At 37.2% G+C, this 19,437-nt stretch carries 16 protein-coding genes and 1 pseudogene; 11 read left to right on the top strand and 6 right to left on the bottom strand.

Annotated features, from left to right (window positions below; genetic code table 11):
• Nucleotides 1-463 precede the first annotated feature (463 nt).
• The 4 genes from ACIGHG_RS16055 to ACIGHG_RS16040 are packed head-to-tail and all read left to right on the top strand — an operon-like array spanning nt 464 to nt 4,564.
• Entirely contained in the window at nt 464-2,026 is a 1,563-nt protein-coding gene (locus ACIGHG_RS16055) for a spore germination protein (protein ID WP_396549383.1), read from the top strand.
• Between the two features lie 2 nt (nt 2,027-2,028).
• Nucleotides 2,029-3,144: a GerAB/ArcD/ProY family transporter gene (locus ACIGHG_RS16050; RefSeq protein WP_396549381.1), complete on the top strand. Its 1,116-nt coding sequence runs from the start codon at nt 2,029-2,031 to the stop codon at nt 3,142-3,144.
• Nucleotides 3,141-4,340, top strand: a complete 1,200-nt coding sequence (locus ACIGHG_RS16045) for a Ger(x)C family spore germination protein (protein WP_396549379.1) — start codon at nt 3,141-3,143, stop codon at nt 4,338-4,340. Before ACIGHG_RS16050 ends, ACIGHG_RS16045 begins: the two co-directional genes overlap by 4 nt.
• The gene (locus ACIGHG_RS16040; RefSeq protein ID WP_090917531.1) at nt 4,337-4,564 is read left to right on the top strand and encodes a hypothetical protein; all 228 of its coding nucleotides are present in this window, start codon (nt 4,337-4,339) and stop codon (nt 4,562-4,564) included. The genes ACIGHG_RS16045 and ACIGHG_RS16040 overlap by 4 nt, the downstream gene beginning before the upstream one ends.
• 79 nt (nt 4,565-4,643) lie before the next feature.
• Here the strand turns inward: ACIGHG_RS16040 and ACIGHG_RS25695 are convergent.
• Nucleotides 4,644-4,733, bottom strand: a pseudogene (locus ACIGHG_RS25695) (IS6 family transposase); the annotation flags it as partial.
• Between the two features lie 532 nt (nt 4,734-5,265).
• Between ACIGHG_RS25695 and ACIGHG_RS16035 the strand changes: the two are divergent.
• The 4 genes from ACIGHG_RS16035 (at nt 5,266) to ACIGHG_RS16020 (ending at nt 10,238) form a co-directional block, all read left to right on the top strand.
• Complete coding sequence (locus ACIGHG_RS16035; RefSeq protein WP_336473711.1) at nt 5,266-6,792, top strand: cardiolipin synthase; 1,527 nt, start codon at nt 5,266-5,268, stop codon at nt 6,790-6,792.
• 259 nt (nt 6,793-7,051) lie between these two features.
• A complete protein-coding gene (locus ACIGHG_RS16030; protein ID WP_396549377.1) occupies nt 7,052-7,945 on the top strand; it encodes an ATP-binding protein in 894 nt (297 codons plus the stop codon).
• 3 nt (nt 7,946-7,948) lie between these two features.
• Nucleotides 7,949-9,832, top strand: a complete 1,884-nt coding sequence (locus ACIGHG_RS16025; RefSeq protein WP_396549375.1) for a vWA domain-containing protein — start codon at nt 7,949-7,951, stop codon at nt 9,830-9,832.
• A 169-nt stretch (nt 9,833-10,001) separates the two neighbouring features.
• Complete coding sequence (locus tag ACIGHG_RS16020) at nt 10,002-10,238, top strand: hypothetical protein (RefSeq protein ID WP_336473708.1); 237 nt, start codon at nt 10,002-10,004, stop codon at nt 10,236-10,238.
• Between the two features lie 65 nt (nt 10,239-10,303).
• Here ACIGHG_RS16020 and ACIGHG_RS16015 read toward each other — a convergent pair whose 3' ends face one another.
• Together ACIGHG_RS16015 and ACIGHG_RS16010 are read right to left on the bottom strand one after the other, a co-directional pair.
• The gene (locus ACIGHG_RS16015; protein WP_336473707.1) at nt 10,304-11,278 is read right to left on the bottom strand and encodes an L-threonine 3-dehydrogenase; all 975 of its coding nucleotides are present in this window, start codon (nt 11,276-11,278) and stop codon (nt 10,304-10,306) included.
• 34 nt (nt 11,279-11,312) lie between these two features.
• A complete protein-coding gene (locus tag ACIGHG_RS16010; RefSeq protein ID WP_336473706.1) occupies nt 11,313-12,503 on the bottom strand; it encodes a glycine C-acetyltransferase in 1,191 nt (396 codons plus the stop codon).
• A 206-nt stretch (nt 12,504-12,709) separates the two neighbouring features.
• Between ACIGHG_RS16010 and ACIGHG_RS16005 the strand changes: the two genes are divergently transcribed.
• A complete protein-coding gene (locus ACIGHG_RS16005) occupies nt 12,710-13,441 on the top strand; it encodes a class I SAM-dependent DNA methyltransferase (protein WP_396549372.1) in 732 nt (243 codons plus the stop codon).
• A gap of 41 nt (nt 13,442-13,482) precedes the next feature.
• Here ACIGHG_RS16005 and ACIGHG_RS16000 read toward each other — a convergent pair whose 3' ends face one another.
• The 3 genes from ACIGHG_RS16000 to ACIGHG_RS15990 form a co-directional block, all read right to left on the bottom strand.
• Complete coding sequence (locus ACIGHG_RS16000; RefSeq protein ID WP_090917547.1) at nt 13,483-14,295, bottom strand: ABC transporter ATP-binding protein; 813 nt, start codon at nt 14,293-14,295, stop codon at nt 13,483-13,485.
• Between the two features lie 64 nt (nt 14,296-14,359).
• A complete protein-coding gene (locus ACIGHG_RS15995; RefSeq protein ID WP_336473704.1) occupies nt 14,360-15,418 on the bottom strand; it encodes a FecCD family ABC transporter permease in 1,059 nt (352 codons plus the stop codon).
• The gene (locus ACIGHG_RS15990; protein WP_336473703.1) at nt 15,415-16,419 is read right to left on the bottom strand and encodes a FecCD family ABC transporter permease; all 1,005 of its coding nucleotides are present in this window, start codon (nt 16,417-16,419) and stop codon (nt 15,415-15,417) included. Before ACIGHG_RS15990 ends, ACIGHG_RS15995 begins: the two co-directional genes overlap by 4 nt.
• Before the next feature lie 174 nt (nt 16,420-16,593).
• Between ACIGHG_RS15990 and ACIGHG_RS15985 the strand changes: the two genes are divergently transcribed.
• Both ACIGHG_RS15985 and ACIGHG_RS15980 read left to right on the top strand, forming a co-directional pair.
• Entirely contained in the window at nt 16,594-17,559 is a 966-nt protein-coding gene (locus tag ACIGHG_RS15985) for an ABC transporter substrate-binding protein (RefSeq protein ID WP_336473702.1), read from the top strand.
• 454 nt (nt 17,560-18,013) lie between these two features.
• Nucleotides 18,014-19,405: a peptide MFS transporter gene (locus tag ACIGHG_RS15980; RefSeq protein ID WP_336473701.1), complete on the top strand. Its 1,392-nt coding sequence runs from the start codon at nt 18,014-18,016 to the stop codon at nt 19,403-19,405.
• Nucleotides 19,406-19,437: the final 32 nt, after the last annotated feature.

Raw genomic sequence — 19,437 nt, 5'->3', positions numbered from 1 at the left:
AAGCGAAGCCACCGAACATTCTAGCCACTGGAACTAGACAATACTCTCTCTGAATCTTGAGGTGGGGGTCTTACTGCCCGCAAATAGCGGGATAAAAGTTAATAGGTACACAAAACCTGTATATGAATTCATCTTAAATGATGAATATTTTTCAAAGGAATTGCAAAAATAACATTATATTTGGTTCTGGCGAAAATCTCGAATGTTTTCAAAATATACATAAAAATACAGTGTAAATACCGAACAATCTAGACCATTTTCATTATGAAAGTTCATCATAAAGAATTTAACTGCGAAAGAAACAGACGTATTTATTAGTTAATATTCATTTCGATTTTGCTATTTAATTCTTTTTGTACCAGAACTGAAAAAAAGAACAACAACTATTAAAATAAGTACATTTGCTTAGAATAATTTAGTAAATTAAGATTCTTTTTTATTCTGTTTCAAAGGGGAGACGGTCATGCTTCGAAGAAATTCTCGAATAAAGTCAAAAAATAGATCGCTCTTATCTCCAAAAAAGGAGATTCAAAAATATTCCCAACCTCTTTTTTCGGATTTAGAACAAAATCTCCATTTTTTTCAAATGGCTTTTACCGATTGTTCAGATGTAATTTTCCGTTCCTTTTTAATTGGGAATCAAATCAAAGCTGTTTTGATTTATATTGAAGGCTTATCTGATCTTGAAGAAATGGATAAAAATCTCCTTTCTCCTTTAATGCAGGATATAACCGAACAAAAAGACATTATAAATCAATTAAAGAAAAGCAAAATTGCGGTAGCCAGTATACAAGAAGTGGATACCGTCCATGAAGGAATAGAGTCGATTCTGCAAGGAAATCCCCTTCTTTTAATAGAGGGAGAGAAACAGGCTCTTTCTTTAGGGTTGTCTAAATGGGAGAAACGGTCAATTGAAGAACCGGTTGCAGAAGGGGTGATACAAGGGCCAAGATCCGGTTTTGTGGAGACTTTAAGAATCAACACATCTCTCTTGCGTAGAAAAATTAAAAGCCCAGATTTGAAATTGAAATCGATGAAAATCGGGCGCTATACGCAAACAGATGTGGTAATTGCTTACATCGAAGGACTTGTAGACCAAACGCTTCTTGAAGAGGTTCAAAACCGGCTACAACGAATCGAACTGGATGGAGTATTGGAAAGCGGATATATCGAAGAATTGATTGAGGACAATTCTTTTTCGCCATTCCCTCAAATCCTCAATACAGAACGCCCGGATGTTACAGCTGCAAATCTTTTGGAAGGAAGAGTAGCTGTCATGATAGATGAGACACCTTTTGTTTTGATTTTGCCTGTCACGTTTTTTTCGTTGCTTCAGGCTCCGGAGGACTATTATCAACGATTTCTTATAAGTACTTGTATTCGATGGATGCGCTATTTATTTATTGGGATGTCTCTTCTGGGTCCCTCCATATATGTAGCCATCATGACATTTCATCAAGAAATGGTTCCAAACATGCTGTTAAATAGTATTGTCGCATCACGTGAACCTGTTCCTTTCCCGACAATCGTAGAAGCTTTTATCATGGAACTTACATTCGAAGCATTACGTGAGGCAGGAGTCCGGCTTCCGAAACAAGTTGGGGCTGCTGTTAGTATTGTAGGTGCTTTAGTAATTGGTGAAGCTGCTGTCCAAGCTGGTCTGGTTTCCGAAATTATGGTCATCGTGGTGGCCATCACCGGTATCTCCTCCTTCATGATTCCGCGTTATGTTCAAGGGACAGCATTTAGGATGCTTCGTTTCCCTTTAATGTTCGCTGCTGGAACGCTTGGATTACTTGGAATTATGTTTGGGATAATTGCGATTAGTATCCATTTGTGTTGCTTGCGCTCCTTTGGAGTTCCCTATCTGAGTCCGATTGCTCCCGTAAAAGTGCGCGGTTTGAAAGATGTGTTATTCCGGGCGCCTTGGTGGATGATCAGTCCTCGTTCCCATTTAACAGGAGAATACGATTCTGACCGACAATCTTCCAATCAGAAGCTTAATCCATCAAAGGGAGGTGAATAAACATGTTGGAGAAAGGAAAGATTTCTGCCATTCAGATGGGGCTCATAGCGTATCCTATGATTTTAGGAACCACTGTTCTGGCCGTTCCTACAATTATGGGCAGGGAGGCAGAACGGGATATGTGGATTTCCCCTATTTTTGCTTCATCCATGGGCTTTCTTTCAGTGTTTCTTGCTTACCGGCTTAACAAGATCTATCCCGACGAGACGTTTATTCAATACAGCGAACAGATTATAGGACGCTTTCTTGGAAAGATTATTAGTTTTTTTTACTTGTTCTTCTTACTGGAGAATATCGGTAACTTCCTACGGCAATATGCAGAGTTCACAGTGGGGGCTATTCTCCCGCAAACACCACGTATTGTTATCATTTCCTGTCTTACCTTGCTTTGTGCCTTTGTAGTTTATGGGGGAATAGAAGTATTGGGCAGGCTGGCTCAACTTTATATCCCATTATTTATTGTTCCTTTATTCATTATGCTTCTTCTTCTTCTGCAGGACTTTGAGACCAAAAATATGTTTCCCATCATGATGCATGGGATTAAGCCTTCTATATCGGGAGCGATTATCCCAGGGTTAGGTTGGTTTACAGAGTTTTTCGTCATTTCATTTTTATTACCTTTCTTAACAGATAGGGAGAAGGGAAAGAAATGGGGCATGATCTCTGTTTTGGCAGTTACACTCACGATGGTAGTAATCAACCTTACTGTCCTTTTCTTATTTGGAGGAAAAATGACCAGTAACTACCTTTATCCGGTGTTTGAGGCAGCTCGATATATCAATATTAGCGATTTTTTTGAAAACCTAGAAGCCATCGTTATGGTGGTTTGGGTAACGGGGATTTTCCTTAAAATATCGGTTTTCTACTATGCTCTTGCATTAGGTACTGCTCAATGGTTAAATTTGTCTGATTATCGTCCTGTTGTCTTTCCTTACGGTTTGCTTATGGTCGTGTTCGGCATATGGGCACACCCTAATATACCGGAAATGAGTCAGTTTTATAAATTGGTAAGCCCGCTTTATAAACCGCTTTTCCTCCTTGTAATTCCATTATGCCTCCTGTTTCTGGCTATGGTTCGTCAGAAACATAACAAAAAGAAGGGAGAGCACCAACAGTGAAACGTTATGTGCCTATTAGCAGAAAAAAATCACTCTTAGTTCTTCTCGTTTTTATATGTCTTCTTCCACTCACAGGTTGTTGGGATCGAATAGAAACAACTGAGATGGCAATTGTATTAACAACAACCATTGATAAAAGCAAAGATCAGACTAAAGTGTCGGTTCAGGTTTTAATTCCTAAAGGGGAGAAGAGTGCCGGACAAGCTAAAGCGGGGGGAGACGATAAATCGACTATAGTGAGAACCGCATTGGGTAAAAATGTTTCGGATGCTATGTCAAAAATTCAAGCGAAAACCCCCCGTGAGCTCTTCTGGGGGCAATGCAGAGTTTATATTTTTGGGGAACAGGCTGCGAAAGAGGGCCTTCATGATGAAATAGATTTCTTTGTACGTCACCCAGAACCCCGGAATCGTTCATATTTATTTGTCAGTGAAGGGGATGCAGCTCATCTTTTAACACTTCAGTCTCCGCTTGAGGGATATATAGGGAAGTCCCTACGGAAACTTGTGGATGAACGAATGGGTCCAGTTGTCACTTTAAAAGATTTTCAACAAATGGTTACGGGAGAGGCGGGGGGAGCTATTCTTCCTTACATTAATACTAAAAATTTGGAACAGATTGAAGAAAAGGAAACACTTGGTCCTATTCTTGAAACATCTATTTTTAAGAAAGACAAAATGATTGGAAAAATTAATTCAGAAATGACAAAAGGGCTCCTTTGGTTAAGAAATGAAATTCTAGAAGCGGTCGTGGCAGTGAAACCTCAGGGGGAAACAGAGACCATAACGATGGAACTCACTCAAGAACATACAGATATAGCTCCTAAAATTGAAAATAATAAATGGAAAATAACAGCAAATATTAGAACTGAAGGAAGTATCGTAGAGAACGCTACTAATTTAGATGTTATGAAACCAGAAATAAATAAAATGATTCAAAAAAAATTGGCAAAGGCTATTCAACAACGGCTTAACCAGACTTTAGAAAAGGTACAAAAAGAAATGAAAACGGATGTTTTTCACTTTGCAGAAGCTTTTGAACGAAAATATCCGGACAAGTGGGATAAAGTAAAGGATAGGTGGGATGAGATTTTTCCACAAGTGGAAGTTGGCATTGATATCAAAGCTTATGTGCGGAGGCCGGGATTAGGAACGAGACCTGGAGGTTTGCCTAAACAAGAGGGGGAAAAGAAATGAAGATAGGACCAATAGTTGGTATTACATTCTTAGTGTGCCTTATGGCTCTCTATCAGTGGCCGAAAATGAATCGTTATCCAAAAAAGGATAAATTCGTTTTTGTTTCTTTGACAGCAATTGGATGGATTCTGGCTATACTGCTCAATCACTTTCCTGATATGCCAGGTCCTAACAAATTGATTCAAATTATTTTCGAACCGCTTGAAAAGATGGTACCAAAATAAAGAAAATCGAGAAGGTTGATTCTAGTGCAAAGATAAATTGATAAGAAAATAGGACCTATATTACCTACTAATTTGTGAGTTATGATGCGATCCCAAATAACTTATGTATTGATCCAACCTCATTTTGAGCAGCCTTCATCCTTGGGTGAAATCGCCCTTTTTTTATCATATACCTGGAACGGACTCGCTGTTTTTATATTTATTTCATAAAAATTAATCTCTTTATTTCTAAACAAATACCACCTTATTTGTTCTAAAAGGTGGTACTCCTTTACAATAGTTTGCAATTTCCCTTTTCTGCACAAAAAATTCTTAATAACCGTAGCCATATAAAGTGAAACTTCCATCAGTGGGGGTTTTTTCATCCCCCACTGATGGAAAGCCCACCCAATCGGGCTTTTATGAGCAGTTATCCGCCACCTATCTTCTTCGCTTCTCTCTCATTCTTGAGGTGGGGGTCTTACTGCCCACGAATAGCAGGATAAATAAGGCGGACCTTGGCATAGGTAAGGGGGTGGATAAGGATATCCATTCCCCCACCAATAGGACGACTTACACCATTCATCAAATTCTCTCCTCTTTAAAACGAAAAGTTCCGATAATTAAGAAGCGTAGGCTATAATATTTCCTATTTGTTTAATGTAAATAAAACCTTTTATAATAAGGATATAACTAATCAGAAAAAGGTGACATTCCTACCAATGAAAAATCGTGTTCTTCAATTACTATTCGTTGTTGCAGTTTCAACTATTATACTAATAGTATTAAACAGATCATCTATATCGTTATACACCTTCGTTGGATCACTATTCTTTATTACAGCTGCTGGCATTGCTTTCATCATCTTTATTGAAAATCGCTCCCCGCAAAGTACGTTAGCTTGGTTTTTAGTGTTAGCCATTCTCCCTATTTTTGGCGTATTTTTGTATGCTTTATTTGGCCGAAGCAGATGGCGCCGAAAAAAACATTTACATCGTGCTGAAGAGCAAAGAAAGTTGTTCCGTGAAATTTTAGAAGGAAGACGATTGAAACAGGCAATACCATCGTCTCTAAATGAACACTCTGCCCATTTGACTACGATCATTCAAAAGTTTGGCGGGGGCCCTATTGCAGATGAAACGGCAACGAAATTATTAACAAACGGAGAAGAAACATTTACAGAAATCTTGTCCTCCATTCAAGAAGCAAAACATCACATTCATATTCAATATTACATTTACCGGGCTGATGAAATTGGCACAAAAATTCGGGATGCTTTAATTGAAAAAGCAAAAGCTGGTATAACTGTCCGCTTTTTATTTGATGATCTCGGAAGCTATCCATTACGAAGCACCTTTTTGCAACCGATGAAGGATGCAGGAATTGAGGTAGTAGAATTTGACCCTGTCCTTTCTCCGTGGTTAATCGAAACTGTCAATTACCGTAATCACCGAAAAATCATTATTATTGACGGGAAAATTGGATTTACAGGTGGATTGAATGTTGGGGATGAATATCTTGGTCGTTCTAAGAAATTTCCAATTTGGCGAGATAGTCATTTAAAACTTGAAGGAAAAGCATTATACAAACTACAAGCCATCTTTCTAGAAGATTGGTTATACGCATGTAGTGGATTAAATAACTATTCTTGGGAACCTTTTATGAATAAAGAGTATTTTCCAAGGTGGACGACTCAGGCAGAAGGTGCTGTCCAAATTGTCGCAAGTGGCCCGAGTGCAAATGACAAAACAATTCGAAATGCCCTATTAGCGGCAATGACATCAGCTAAACGGTCCATTTGGATTGCGACGCCATACTTTATTCCGGATCAAGAAACATTAACATTACTACGTTTAAGTGCAGTCGCTGGAATTGATGTCCGTATTCTGTATCCTGGCATAAGCGATAGCGTTATAAGCGACCAAGCTTCTCAATCTTACTTTGCTCCGTTATTGGAAGCAGGTGTTTCTATTTATCGTTATAAAGATGGATTTATGCATGCTAAAATTGTATTAATTGATGATGAAATTGCAACAATTGGTACAGCAAATATGGACATTCGTAGTTTTGAATTGAATTATGAATTAATCGCCATATTATACAACTCTCCGACTGTCCTTGATATTAAACGTGATTTCGAACAAGATTTTAAGGATTCTACAGAAATTCGCTGGGAAGTATTTCAAATAAGAAGTATTAGAAAAAGAATGCTTGAATCACTGATGCGACTTATTTCGCCACTTTTATAAAGTGAAACTTCCATCAGTGGGGGGCCTTATCCCCCACTGATGGAAAGCCCGCCCAATCGGGCTTTTACGGGCAGTTATCCCCCACCTATCTTCTTTGCTTCTCTCTAAATCTTGAGGTGGGGGTCTTACTGCCCACGAATAGCGGAATAAGGGAACATCTTCCAAATTGGAAGATGTTTTTTCTTTGCTTCACTTATGAAAACACGTTATCATAAGAAGGATTGTTTACTTTATGAAAATAATGTTAGGTGGGAAATACATGTTAGAACAATTTCATATACATGAGGGATTAAAAGAGCAACTTGTAAATATTCATGAAACAAATAAACATGCAGCGGGCAATGCTGCTACTTTAATTGGAACAAAAATGTATAAAGCAGCGGATAGCAGTATTATTGAAGATGCAATTACTGCCTTACTTCTTGGTAAAAATGTTCTATTAAAAGGACCTACTGGAAGCGGTAAAACCGTTCTTGCTGAAACGCTATCTTATCTATTCCAAAAGCCAATGCATAGCATTAACTGCTCTGTTGATCTAGATGTGGAAGGTATTTTAGGATACAACACATTAACAACAAAGGACGGTGCCTCTGAAGTTACTTTCGTGGACGGCCCGTTGATGAAAGCGATGAAAAATGGTCACTTCCTTTATATTGATGAAATTAACATGGCAAAACCAGAAACGCTTCCACTTCTTCACGGTGCACTCGACTACCGCAAAATGATTACAAACCCATTCACACAAGAAGTTGTGTATGGCAGTGATGAATATCGTGTAATTGCTGCAATTAACGAAGGATATGTTGGAACGAGCGAACTAAATGAAGCGTTAAAAAACCGTTTCGTTATTATTGAAGTTCCTTATATTCAAGGTGAAACATTAAAAGAACTGTTATTAGCTGAATCAAAATTACAGAATGCAGCAACAATCGAAAAGTTTGTGGCATTCGCAAGCGACTTAATGCCGCTAGCTCGCGATGGTCGTGTAAGTGAAGAAGCTGCAAGTATTCGTGGTATTATCGATGCATGTGATTTAAGTGTATATATTCCAGTGATGCGTGCAATTGAACGAAGTATTATTGCAAAATTAAGCGATGAAACGGAACAAATGACAGTACGTGAATTAGCAGAAAGCTATTTCTTTGAGGGATAATTCATGAGACAAATTTTTAGCGACAAGAAAATCGATGCGTCTCTGTTTCTGCAAATGGAAAACTTAATGTACGCCCTTCTAAAAGAAGAAAATGCGTATTTAGAATATGGATATAAAGCATATTATGACGAAATCGAAAATAAAATTGTCATCAGTCATTTTTGGGATGATCGAAGTGAAGCGGATAAAGTAATCGGCTTAAAAAGTGAAGTATATTTAAAAGCGCTTGGCTACAAACATCATTCCGATATGAAACTGATTCGTAGTTATGCAAAAGAATTACAGCAATCACCGCTTAAAAATTTTTTAACGCAGTTATTCGTTCTATTAGAGGATTTACGAGTTGAAGAAATTGTAAAACGAGAGCGTCCTGGTACAAAACCAATTTTTGCACGCCGCAAAGAAATGTATCGAAATTATTTCAGCTCACAATACGAAATTAACCGGATCCGTAATTATCATGCTGATATGCTTATTTGCTTATGTTACTTAACAGTAACGAGCGACAAATACGAAATGTTTAACAACGACTACTTTGAGCACATTGAAGCAATATTACACGAAACGTTCCAAACGCGTACAACAGAAGATACGATGTATGTTGTCGAAAAAATTCGCTATCGTTTAGAAGAACTTTTAGAAAATGATATGATTAATAACTACTTTGGACTTGCGCCGCTCAATACTTCTGTCGTTTTTGACAAAATTGAAGAACGAGTAGATGAATTAGCAAACGATGATGTTCAAATCGTTGATGATGACGATAATAAGAGTAAAATCAATGAAAGTTTTTCGACTTGGCATCGTGAAAATAAAAACAATGAAAACGAAAACTTCTTACGCTTTGAATTAGAGAGCGGTACAAAAACAAATATGATGGGTGATACGGCCCGTGAATCTGAGGATAGTGATCAAGCACTTGCTTCTGTGCAAGGTACTTCCCAAAAAAGTACGCAGTCGAACTTCGACGGTGCAGATACTGAAGATACGAGAGCATCTCATGCTTCTAGCCAAAATGAAGGTGTATACGGTAAATATAACGCCGGCGCATCGCATACTTTTAAAGAAGCTCGCAAACCGCAGCCTGACGAAAAGAAAGACTATCAAGCGATAAAATCTGTCGTAAATAAAGATGTAAAAGAACTAAAGAAGATCATCGAAAAAACAATTGAAAATAAAACGAACGCAAATGCTGATAAATACTACGGAAGACTTCGTAAAAAGTTCCTGCGTATTTATACAGAAAAACAACCGCGTATGTTTTATAAAAAAGGACAAGAATCACAAGAGCTTGACGTTGTCTTTCACCTGTTAGTTGACTGCTCTGGTTCGATGTATAACAAAATGGAGGAAACGAAAAAAAGCGTCGTTCTTTTCCATGAAGCTTTAAAATCGTTAAAAATTCTGCACGCTATTAGTGGATTTTGGGAAGATGCTTCTAGCGCCACACACGAAAATAAACCAAACGTCATTCATGAAGTCGTAACGTATCAAAACTCAACGCTGCCAAGCATTGGTCCAGAAGTCATGCAACTTCGTGAAGAAGAAGATAACCGCGATGGATACATTATTCGGATCGTTTCCGAAAAACTAGCGAAACGTCAGGAAAAGCATAAATTTTTGCTTGTCTTCACAGATGGCGAACCATCTGCATTAGACTACCAACAAGACGGTATTTTAGATACACACGAAGCTGTGAAACTTGCTCGCAAAAGCGGCATAGAAGTCATCGGAATCTTTATCGAAGAAGGCGAAGCAAAAGAAGCAACCTATCAGCTGATGAAAAATATATACAACCACCACTTCTTAGTAGCGAATCATGCGGAAGATTTACGCTTGAAGATTAAACCGTTATTGAAGAAATTACTATTGAAGACGATTGAATAAAACCAGGAGCTGAGGTGCAGCTCCTGGTTTTTTGTTGTTTTATGTCGAAGAGTCTTTAAATTGTGTCGAATCGCCGATATATAGTAAAAAACGGTCGATATATTTGAAAAATCGCCGATAAAAAATGAAAATTTTTTGGGCATATTAAGAATCAAATATGTGTGAAAGGATGTTTCATTTGTCCACAAAAAAGGATGAACAATATACGGATGTTACAACTGCTGAAGCTAGACATCAATATGTCATTCCTGAGGAATTTCCTGAAGGGCCTTACGGTTCTTCTGCTAACAAAAAGTTAGGAAAATCAAATCCTTGGGATAAAGATCAAAAAACACATAAAGCATTTAGCAACGAATATGAAAAACAATTTGAAGAAACGGAAAGGCAATATCCCGATACCGAATAAGATAAATTTCTTATCTAGGCTAACTAAAAAAGAACCGATTCAACACATTGAATCGGTTCTTCTCATTAGCTAATTACTAGCTCAGTTTCTAATTTTTTTTTTAATTTCTCAAGCATATCTGCTGTCATTTTGTCTAAATCATATTCTGCTTTGAAGCCCCACTCTTCTTTTGCTGCTGTTGCATCAATTGAGTTTGGCCAGCTATCTGCAATTTTTTGGCGAGCTGGATCAACCGCGTAATCCATCGTGAATGTTGGAATGTGTTTACGAATAGATGCCGCAATTTGTTCTGGCTCGAAGCTCATTGCTGTAATGTTAAATGCATTGCGGTGTTTTAACTTACTTGGATCTGCTTCCATTAACGAAATGATCGCTTGCAATGCATCTGGCATGTACATCATATCCATGTATGTTCCTTCTGCAATGTAAGAAGTGTACGCACCTTTTTTAATTGCTTCGTAGTAAATTTCAACTGCATAGTCAGTTGTTCCTCCACCAGGAGGCGCAACGTATGAAATTAAACCAGGGAAGCGCACACCGCGCGTATCTACACCAAACTTTTGATAGTAATAATCACATAATAGTTCTCCAGCTACTTTGTTTACCCCATACATCGTAGTTGGACGCTGAATGGTGTCTTGCGGCGTATTATCTTTTGGCGTTGCCGGACCGAATGCACCAATTGAGCTTGGCGTGAAAAACTTACAGTTTAACTCACGTGCCGCTTCTAACGCGTTTACAAGACCGCCCATGTTTAAGTTCCAAGCAAATAGCGGATTTTTTTCTGCCGTTGCAGAAAGTAATGCTGCTAAATGAATGATTGTATCCACTTCATTACGTTTTGCAATATCATGTAATTTTTGACCATCCGTTACATCTAAAATTTCAAATGGGCCAGACTTTACAACTTCGCTATCTGTTTCACGAATATCTGTTGCAACAACGTTTGATGCACCGTATACATCACGAAGTTTCGTTACAAGTTCAGAACCAATTTGACCTAAAGAACCGGTTACTAGAATTTTTTTCATTTTCCCCACTCCTCATTAGCAAGCTTTCATAGATGTAAATGTCTTAAATAATACCCATTTCTTTTCCAACTTTTTCGTACGTGCGAATTGCTTCATCAAGCATTTCTTTCGTATGTGCTGCTGTTGGCATATTACGAACACGTCCTGTTCCTTTTGCTACAGTTGGGAACACAATTGATTTTGCGTATACGCCCTCTTCGTTTAGACGTTGGCTAAATTGTTGTGTTAATACTTCATCACCAATAATACACGGTGTAATTGGTGTTTCACTTTCACCAATGTTAAAGCCAAGCTCTTTTAAGCCTTGTTTCAAATAACGGCCATTTTCCCATAAACGGTCATGCAGCTCAGTGCTTTCCATTAAAATTTCAATTGATCTCATACAAGCCGCTGCATCAGCTGGTGTTAATGCTGTTGAGAACAAGAATGGACGAGAGCGAACTTTTAACCAATCGATTAAGTTTTTCTTACCAGCAACATATCCACCGATTACACCAATCGCCTTCGATAATGTTCCAATTTGAAAATCTACTTTATCAGATAGTCCAAAATGTTTTACTGTACCAGCACCTTTTCCAAGTACACCAGAACCGTGTGCATCATCAACATATGTCATTAAATCTAACTCTTCTGCAATTTCAACGATTTCTGGTAGTTTTGCTACATCGCCATCCATTGAGAATACACCATCTGTAATAACCATTAATTTATTGTATAAACCAGATTCTTTTGCTTCGATCGCTTTTTTACGTAAATCTTCCATATCGGAATGTTTAAAAACGATAATTTTTGCTCTTGATAAACGGCAACCATCAATAATAGATGCATGGTTTAATTCATCAGAAAGAATTGCATCATTTTTATCCATAACAGCTGAAATCGCTGCCATATTACAATTAAATCCAGATTGATATGCAATTGCTGCTTCCGTATGCTTGAATTTGGCAATTGTTTCTTCTAATTTAATATGCAAGTCAAGTGTACCGTTAATTGTACGAACAGCTCCTGCACCAACACCATATTTATGAATCGCGCCGATTGCTGCTTCTTTTAAACGCTCATCTGTTGCTAATCCAAGATAGTTATTTGAAGATAAATTAATATATTCTTTTCCGCCAATTGTAATGATTGGTCCATTCGAACTCTCAAGCGGATCAATAACGTTATAAAGCCCCTTTGATTTTAAATCCTCTAGGTTTTCTACTAAAAAATTGTCAAGTGTTTTGCTAGACATCGTGAAACCTCCCTATCGTTCATATAAAGAAAGTATTACCATAATACTCCCTTTATTAGCTTAACACGTTTTTAAAAATTGTTATAGGAAAATAGCTTAAAGTAAACGCTTACATCTACTGATTATATCTTATCTAATGACGGAAATCTATTATTATTATTTAGATTTTGATAGAATTAAAAAAACGCTTTCAAGGAGTGGATACAATGTCTTATACAGAATCTGACGTTTACAATGAGGACTTATTTTTTGAACAATACATGAAACGTAGGCATCGAACTGATAACCCAAACGACACGATTGAAAAGCCTGCTCTCTTACAATTACTCGGCCATATAAAAGATAAAAGTATTCTTGATCTTGGCTGCGGTGATGCACAACTTGGAGTAGAACTATTACAGAAAGGCTGTCAATCTTATACCGGAATTGAAGGCTCCCATCGCATGTATGAAGAAGCTAAGAAGCAATTACAACATACAAATGGAATTGTCCATCTTTTAAACCTCAAAGACTATACATACCCATCTTCTACTTTTGATATCGTTACATCTAGACTTGTCCTTCACTACATTGAACATATTGATGATACTCTCAGACAGATTTTTCAAACGTTAAAACCTGGCGGGACTTTTGCTTTTAGTGTTCAGCACCCAGTTATCACTTCTGCATTTGAAAGCTTACAAAGTACTGGAAAAAGAACAAGCTGGCTTGTTGATGATTATTTTAAAACTGGCAAACGTGTTGAGCCATGGATTAATGAACAAGTGATTAAATACCACCGGACAATTGAACAATATTTCATATCTTTACAGAAAGCTGGTTTTACGATTACTAGTTTACGCGAAGCAACACCGGAGTTGCAGCATTTTCAAAGTGAGGAAGAATATACACGTAGGCTGCGTATCCCCCTGTTTCTATTATTTTCGTGTACAAAATAAAAAGGCGATGTTGATGCATCGCCTTTTATATATTTTCCCTTTTAATTAACCGCTTGCGGAAGTATACGTCTTCCCTTTCCTTGCGGGATACAAAGCGGTGTACCGAATAACGGGTCTGTTATAATTTCACAATTCATGCGAAAAACATCACGTACAAGCTTATCATTAATAATATCTTCTGGTTTGCCTTGTGCATAAATTTGTTTATCACGAATTGCTACAATATGATCTGCATAACGACAAGCTAAATTTAAATCATGCAGCACCATTATGATTGTCCGTTGCTCATTCTCATTTAACTCAAATAATAAATCAAGCACTTCAATTTGATGTGTCATATCTAAATATGTTGTTGGCTCGTCTAATAAAATGATATCTGTATCCTGAGCAAGTGTCATTGCAATCCATGCACGCTGACGTTGTCCACCAGAAAGGGCATGAACATCTCGTTCTGCAAATTCAGTCATCCCCGTTGCAGCTAATGCTTTCCATATCATTTCTTCATCTTGCTTTGACCATTGCTTTAACCATGTTTGATATGGATAACGTCCTTGTTTAACAAGCTGAAGAACAGTTACTCCTTCTGGCGCTTGCGGGCCTTGTGGCAAAATTGCAAGCTGGCGAGCAATTTGCTTCGTTTGCATATTTTGAATAACTTGATCTCCTAATAAAATATCCCCAGATGTTGGTTTTAATAAACGTGCAAGTGAACGTAATAAAGTAGACTTCCCACAGCCATTTGAACCGATAAAAATCGAAATTTTCCCTTTTGGAATTTCTAAATCTAATTCATCAATAATAATTGTTTCACCATAAGACAACGTTAATGATTTTGTTTCTAATGCTTTTTGCATGTTTATCTTCCTTTACTCCGTTTTTTAATAGATAGTAAATCATCTATATATTTTTTCTTTACCTTTATGAATTTCGACTTTTATAAAGTAAATAAATAAAATATGGAGCACCGATTGCTGATGTAAATACACCTGCTGGCACTTCAAGCGGAGCAAAGATTGTGCGCCCAATTAAATCTGCAGCAAGTACTAAAATCGCACCTACAACAGCTGCTACTGGAATTAACGCACCATATAAAGAACCTACTAACCTTCTTGAAATATGTGGTGCCATTAAACCAACAAATCCGATTCCACCTGCAAAGGCAACCGCTCCTCCAATTAACGCTGTACTAAGGAGCAAGAGGAAAAGACGTGATTTCGTTAGACGAATACCAAGTCCAGTAGCAATATCATCACCAAGTTCTTGTGCATTTAAATGTCTCGCAGCTATAAATGCAACCACTGTTAAAATAAGAACCCAAGGTGCTAACACCCCTACGTTTTGCCAGGAAGCTCCGTAAACAGTACCGGTAATCCACACATTGGCTTGGCTCGCTTGATAGATTGGTGCTAGCAGCATGAATAATGTTGTCGCTGCTTTCGTTAGTGCCCAAAACCCAACACCAATTAAAACAAGACCAGTCGGCGATAATCCATCATTTCTCCACGCAAATAAATATACAAAAAATGCAACGATGGTTGCCCCAATAAAGGCCGCAAGTGGCATATAATGGATACTTACTGTTAATGCATTATTTTTATCACTAAATATAGCTAGGAATAATACAACCGCTACACTTGCCCCGCCCGTAATGCCAATAATGTCAGGAGAAGCAAGCGGGTTTCGAACGAGCCCTTGTAAAATACATCCGGCTACAGCAAGAGCTATTCCTACGAGAATTGCAATTAGAATACGTGGCATACGAAACTTATTTACAACCATATTAGACATTGCATCACCGTTTCCGATAATTGCTTGCCATACATCATATGGAGCTACTTTCATCTCTCCCATACCCGCACTTGCAAAAAATAATCCGATTAAAACAACTAATAAACCTAACAAGACGAGACAAGCTCGTTTATACATTAAAAACGAGAGACCGTCTTTTCCTATACGAAACGGAATGTACTTCTTCATTTGCTAAGCCCTCTCTTACGTGCGATATAAATAAAGAATGGTGCACCAATAAATGCTGTCATAACCCCTACTGGTACTTCTTGTGGCATAATCACATATCTCGCAGCAATATCTGCAAGTAATAACAAAATGGCACCTAACAATCCACTATACGGAACTCTCCAACGATGATCTACACCGACAAGAGCTCTTGCAAAATGAGGGATAATAATTCCAACAAATCCAATTGGTCCTGCAACAGCAACAGATCCACCTGACAATAAAACAATAATAAGCAGTACAAGTGCCTTCATTATCACTGTTCGTTGTCCTAGCCCTTTTGCTACATCTTCTCCCATCATGAGCGTATTCACTTTCCCTGCCATCAGGAGAGAAGCAATCCAGCCAACTAATAAATATGGAAATACAGATTGTAATACTTCTAACTTTCTACCTTGTACAGAACCAGCAAGCCAAAACAATACTTCTTCTAATGCTTTTTCATTTAATACAAGCAGTCCCTGTGTTAAAGAAGAGAATAAAGCACTTATCGCTACCCCTGCCAATGTTAACTTAAGAGGAGTTGTCCCTTCTTTTCCTAAAGAACTAGAAGCAAATACAAGCGCGGCAGCAACTGCTGCACCTAAAAAGGCAATCCACGTAAACGCTGACAAAGATGAAATCGAAAAAACAACAATCGCTACAACAATGAAAAAGGCAGCACCTGAGTTTAATCCGATAAAATCCGGAGCAGCGAGTGGATTTTTTGTTAAAGTTTGCATAAAGCAACCAGCGATGGCTAAACTAGCACCGACACTAGCAGCAATAAGCGCACGAGGTAAACGTATGTTTTGAATAATAATATGTTCATTCGAACCATTAAAATGGAAAAAAGCATCCAATGCTAATTTCCCACTTGTATTTGTATATCCCAAAATAATACTCCCCCAAATACAAGCAATAACTGCAATGATTCCACCAAATAATCCAACCCATTTTGCCTGATTTGTTTTTAATAACATGCAGCGTTTCTCCTTTAATACATAATGATACGTTGTTAGTGTATTGTAACTTAATTCGCATCGTCAATGATAGTAATAATTATTTTCAATTGAACCTATTGACAATCTATTTGTAACACCTTAATATCAACCTTGTTAATTGAAAAACATTCTCAATATCTAGGGGGCTACATAATGAATTTCATCAAGCAAAAATCATTTGCATTATTTGTATTCGTGTTATCATTTACCCTTCTTTTAGGGGCATGTGGGAAATCAGATAACAAAGCTGAGCCTAAAAAAGAAGAAAAGAAAGAAATGATTACTGTAGAACATGCAATGGGTAAAACAGAAGTTCCTGCTAATCCAAAGCGTGTCGTTGTTTTAACAAATGAAGGAACAGAAGCTTTACTTACCCTTGGTGTAACACCAGTCGGTGCTGCTGAAGCACCTACCGGTAACCCATGGTATCCACATACGAAGGACAAACTGAAAAATGTAAAAACTGTCGGTACCGAGCTTCAACCCAATGTAGAAGCAATCGCTTCTTTAAAACCCGACTTAATCATTGGTAACAAACTGCGTCACGAAAAAATATACGAGCAATTAAAAGGTATTGCTCCTACTGTTTTCTCAGAAACACTACGCGGTGAATGGAAAGATAACTTCAAACTTTATGCAAAAACAGTAAATAAAGAAAAAGAAGGTCAAAAGGTACTAGCTGATTACGACAAACGTATAAAAGACTTAAAAGGTAAACTTGGAGATAAAGTAAATCAAGAAATTTCTATGGTGCGCTTTATGCCTGGTGATGTACGTATTTATCACGGAGATACATTCTCTGGTGTTATTTTAAAAGAACTTGGTTTCAAACGTCCTGGTGATCAAAATAAAAATGACTTTGCAGAACGTAATGTATCTAAAGAGCGCATTTCGGCAATGGATGGCGATATTATCTTCTACTTCACATATGATAAAGGTAATGAAAAGAAAGGTTCTGAATTAGAAAAAGAATATATCAACGATCCTCTATTCAAAAACTTAAATGCTTCCAAAAATGGCAAAGTATACAAAGTTGACGATGTCATTTGGAATACAGCTGGCGGTGTAATGGCTGCGAACTTGATGCTAGATGACATTGAAAAACGCTTTGTAAAATAAAGTGAAACTTCCATCAGTAGGAGCTCTTCATCCCTACTGATGGAAGGATAAAACATCTTATTGAAATGGTATAAATCGGTAGTTTCCATCTCTTAATTTATTACTTAGTAAAAAACAACTCTAGCATACAAGAGTTGTTTTTTATTTTGTATTCTTATGCGAAATATGTTATATTTAAAAAATATCCAAAAGAACAGTTCAGTATATCAGAAAAATTTATTTAGTTAAAATTTTCTGATTAGCGATTATTTTACATTCTTTTCGGACAAGAAAGAATACACTTGAAAACGCTTATTTTAAATTTTTCAAGGGAAAAATATGATAACGGAAACAGTTTTCACAGAATTTACAAAATTTTTTATTCTATTTCCATATAATTCTATTGACTTCTAAATATTTTGTAAATTAAAATGATTACATAAATATCCGTTGAACAAGATTAGGAGGAATGAAAATGGATGCAGCTTTAAAGTTAGACAAAGCTGAAGAACAACAATCACCAAAGAAACATCCTCCGGGATTATATTTGTTGTTCTTTACAGAAATGTGGGAAAGATTTAGCTACTATGGAATGCGCAGTCTTTTAGTTCTTTATTTAACAACTGCAGTTATTAGCGGAGGGCTAGGGTTTGACAAAGCAGCCGCTGTACAACTTTATGGTACATTTACAATGCTCGTATATTTCACGCCAATTATTGGTGGGTGGTTAACTGACCACTTTATCACAAAACGCCACGCAATTACTATTGGTGGTATCATTATGGCAATTGGTAACTTTGTTCTTTTCTCAATGAATACATCAACTGGACTTTATTTAGGATTAGGATTATTAATTATCGGTAATGGATTTTTCAAACCAAACATTTCAACTCTTGTAGGTTCACTTTACGGTGAACACGATAAACGCCGTGACTCGGCTTTCACAATCTTCTACATGGGTATTAACTTAGGCGCTTTAATTGCACCGTTACTTTGTGGTTTCTTGGCAGAAGATTTCTTTACATCAACTGTTAACGGCGTTATGGTAAAAGGATACAAATACGGCTTCTTAGTTGCTTGTATTGGTATGATTATTGGTCAAGTTCTCTTTAACTTACTAGCTAAACGTTATCTTGGTGATATCGGAACAACAGTTGTTGGTAAAAAATCAAAAGATAGCAATGCAAAAGTTATCGAGAAAAAACCTTTAACAAAACAAGAGAAAAACCGTACTTGGGCAATTATTATTTTAACTTGCTTCGTTGTCTTCTTCTGGGCAGGCTTCGAACAAGCAGGTAGTTCTTTAACTCTTTATACAGATAAATTCGTTGATCGCACTATTTTTGGATGGGAAATGCCAACTTCTTGGTTCCAATCTGTTAACCCATTGTTTATCGTTTTATTAGCACCAGTTGTTTCTGCGTTATGGGTAAAACTTTCTAAAACAAAAAATGGCGATTTAAAAATCCCAACAAAAATGGCACTTGGTATGATTCTATTAGGAATCGGTTACCTTGTATTAACATTAGCAGTTTTAAAAACAGGTAGTGATGAAGCTCATATTGCTGCAAAAGCAAACTTACTGTTCATTGTTATCACATATGTATTCCATACAATTGGTGAGCTATTCTTATCACCAATCGGTTTATCTATGGTAAGTGCAATCGCTCCTGTAAAGTTAGCTTCTTTATTAATGGGCGTATGGATGGCTGGTACTGGATGTGCAAACAAGCTAGCTGGTATCTTAGCAGCTTACACACAATCTTTAGGTTATTTAGAAGTATTCTCAAGCATTGGTATTATCGTTATTGTATTAGGTTTAATACTTCTTATGTTCTCTAAGAAAATTGCACATATGATGGAATAAATGTAAAAAGCGGAGAAATTTCTCCGCTTTTT

The sequence above is a fragment of the Bacillus sp. NPDC077411 genome (genome assembly GCF_044543425.1).
Taxonomy (GTDB): Bacteria; Bacillota; Bacilli; order Bacillales; family Bacillaceae_G; genus Bacillus_A; species Bacillus_A bruguierae.
The sequence above is the reverse complement of the archived record's forward strand: the minus strand, read 5'-3'. Positions and strand labels throughout refer to the sequence as shown.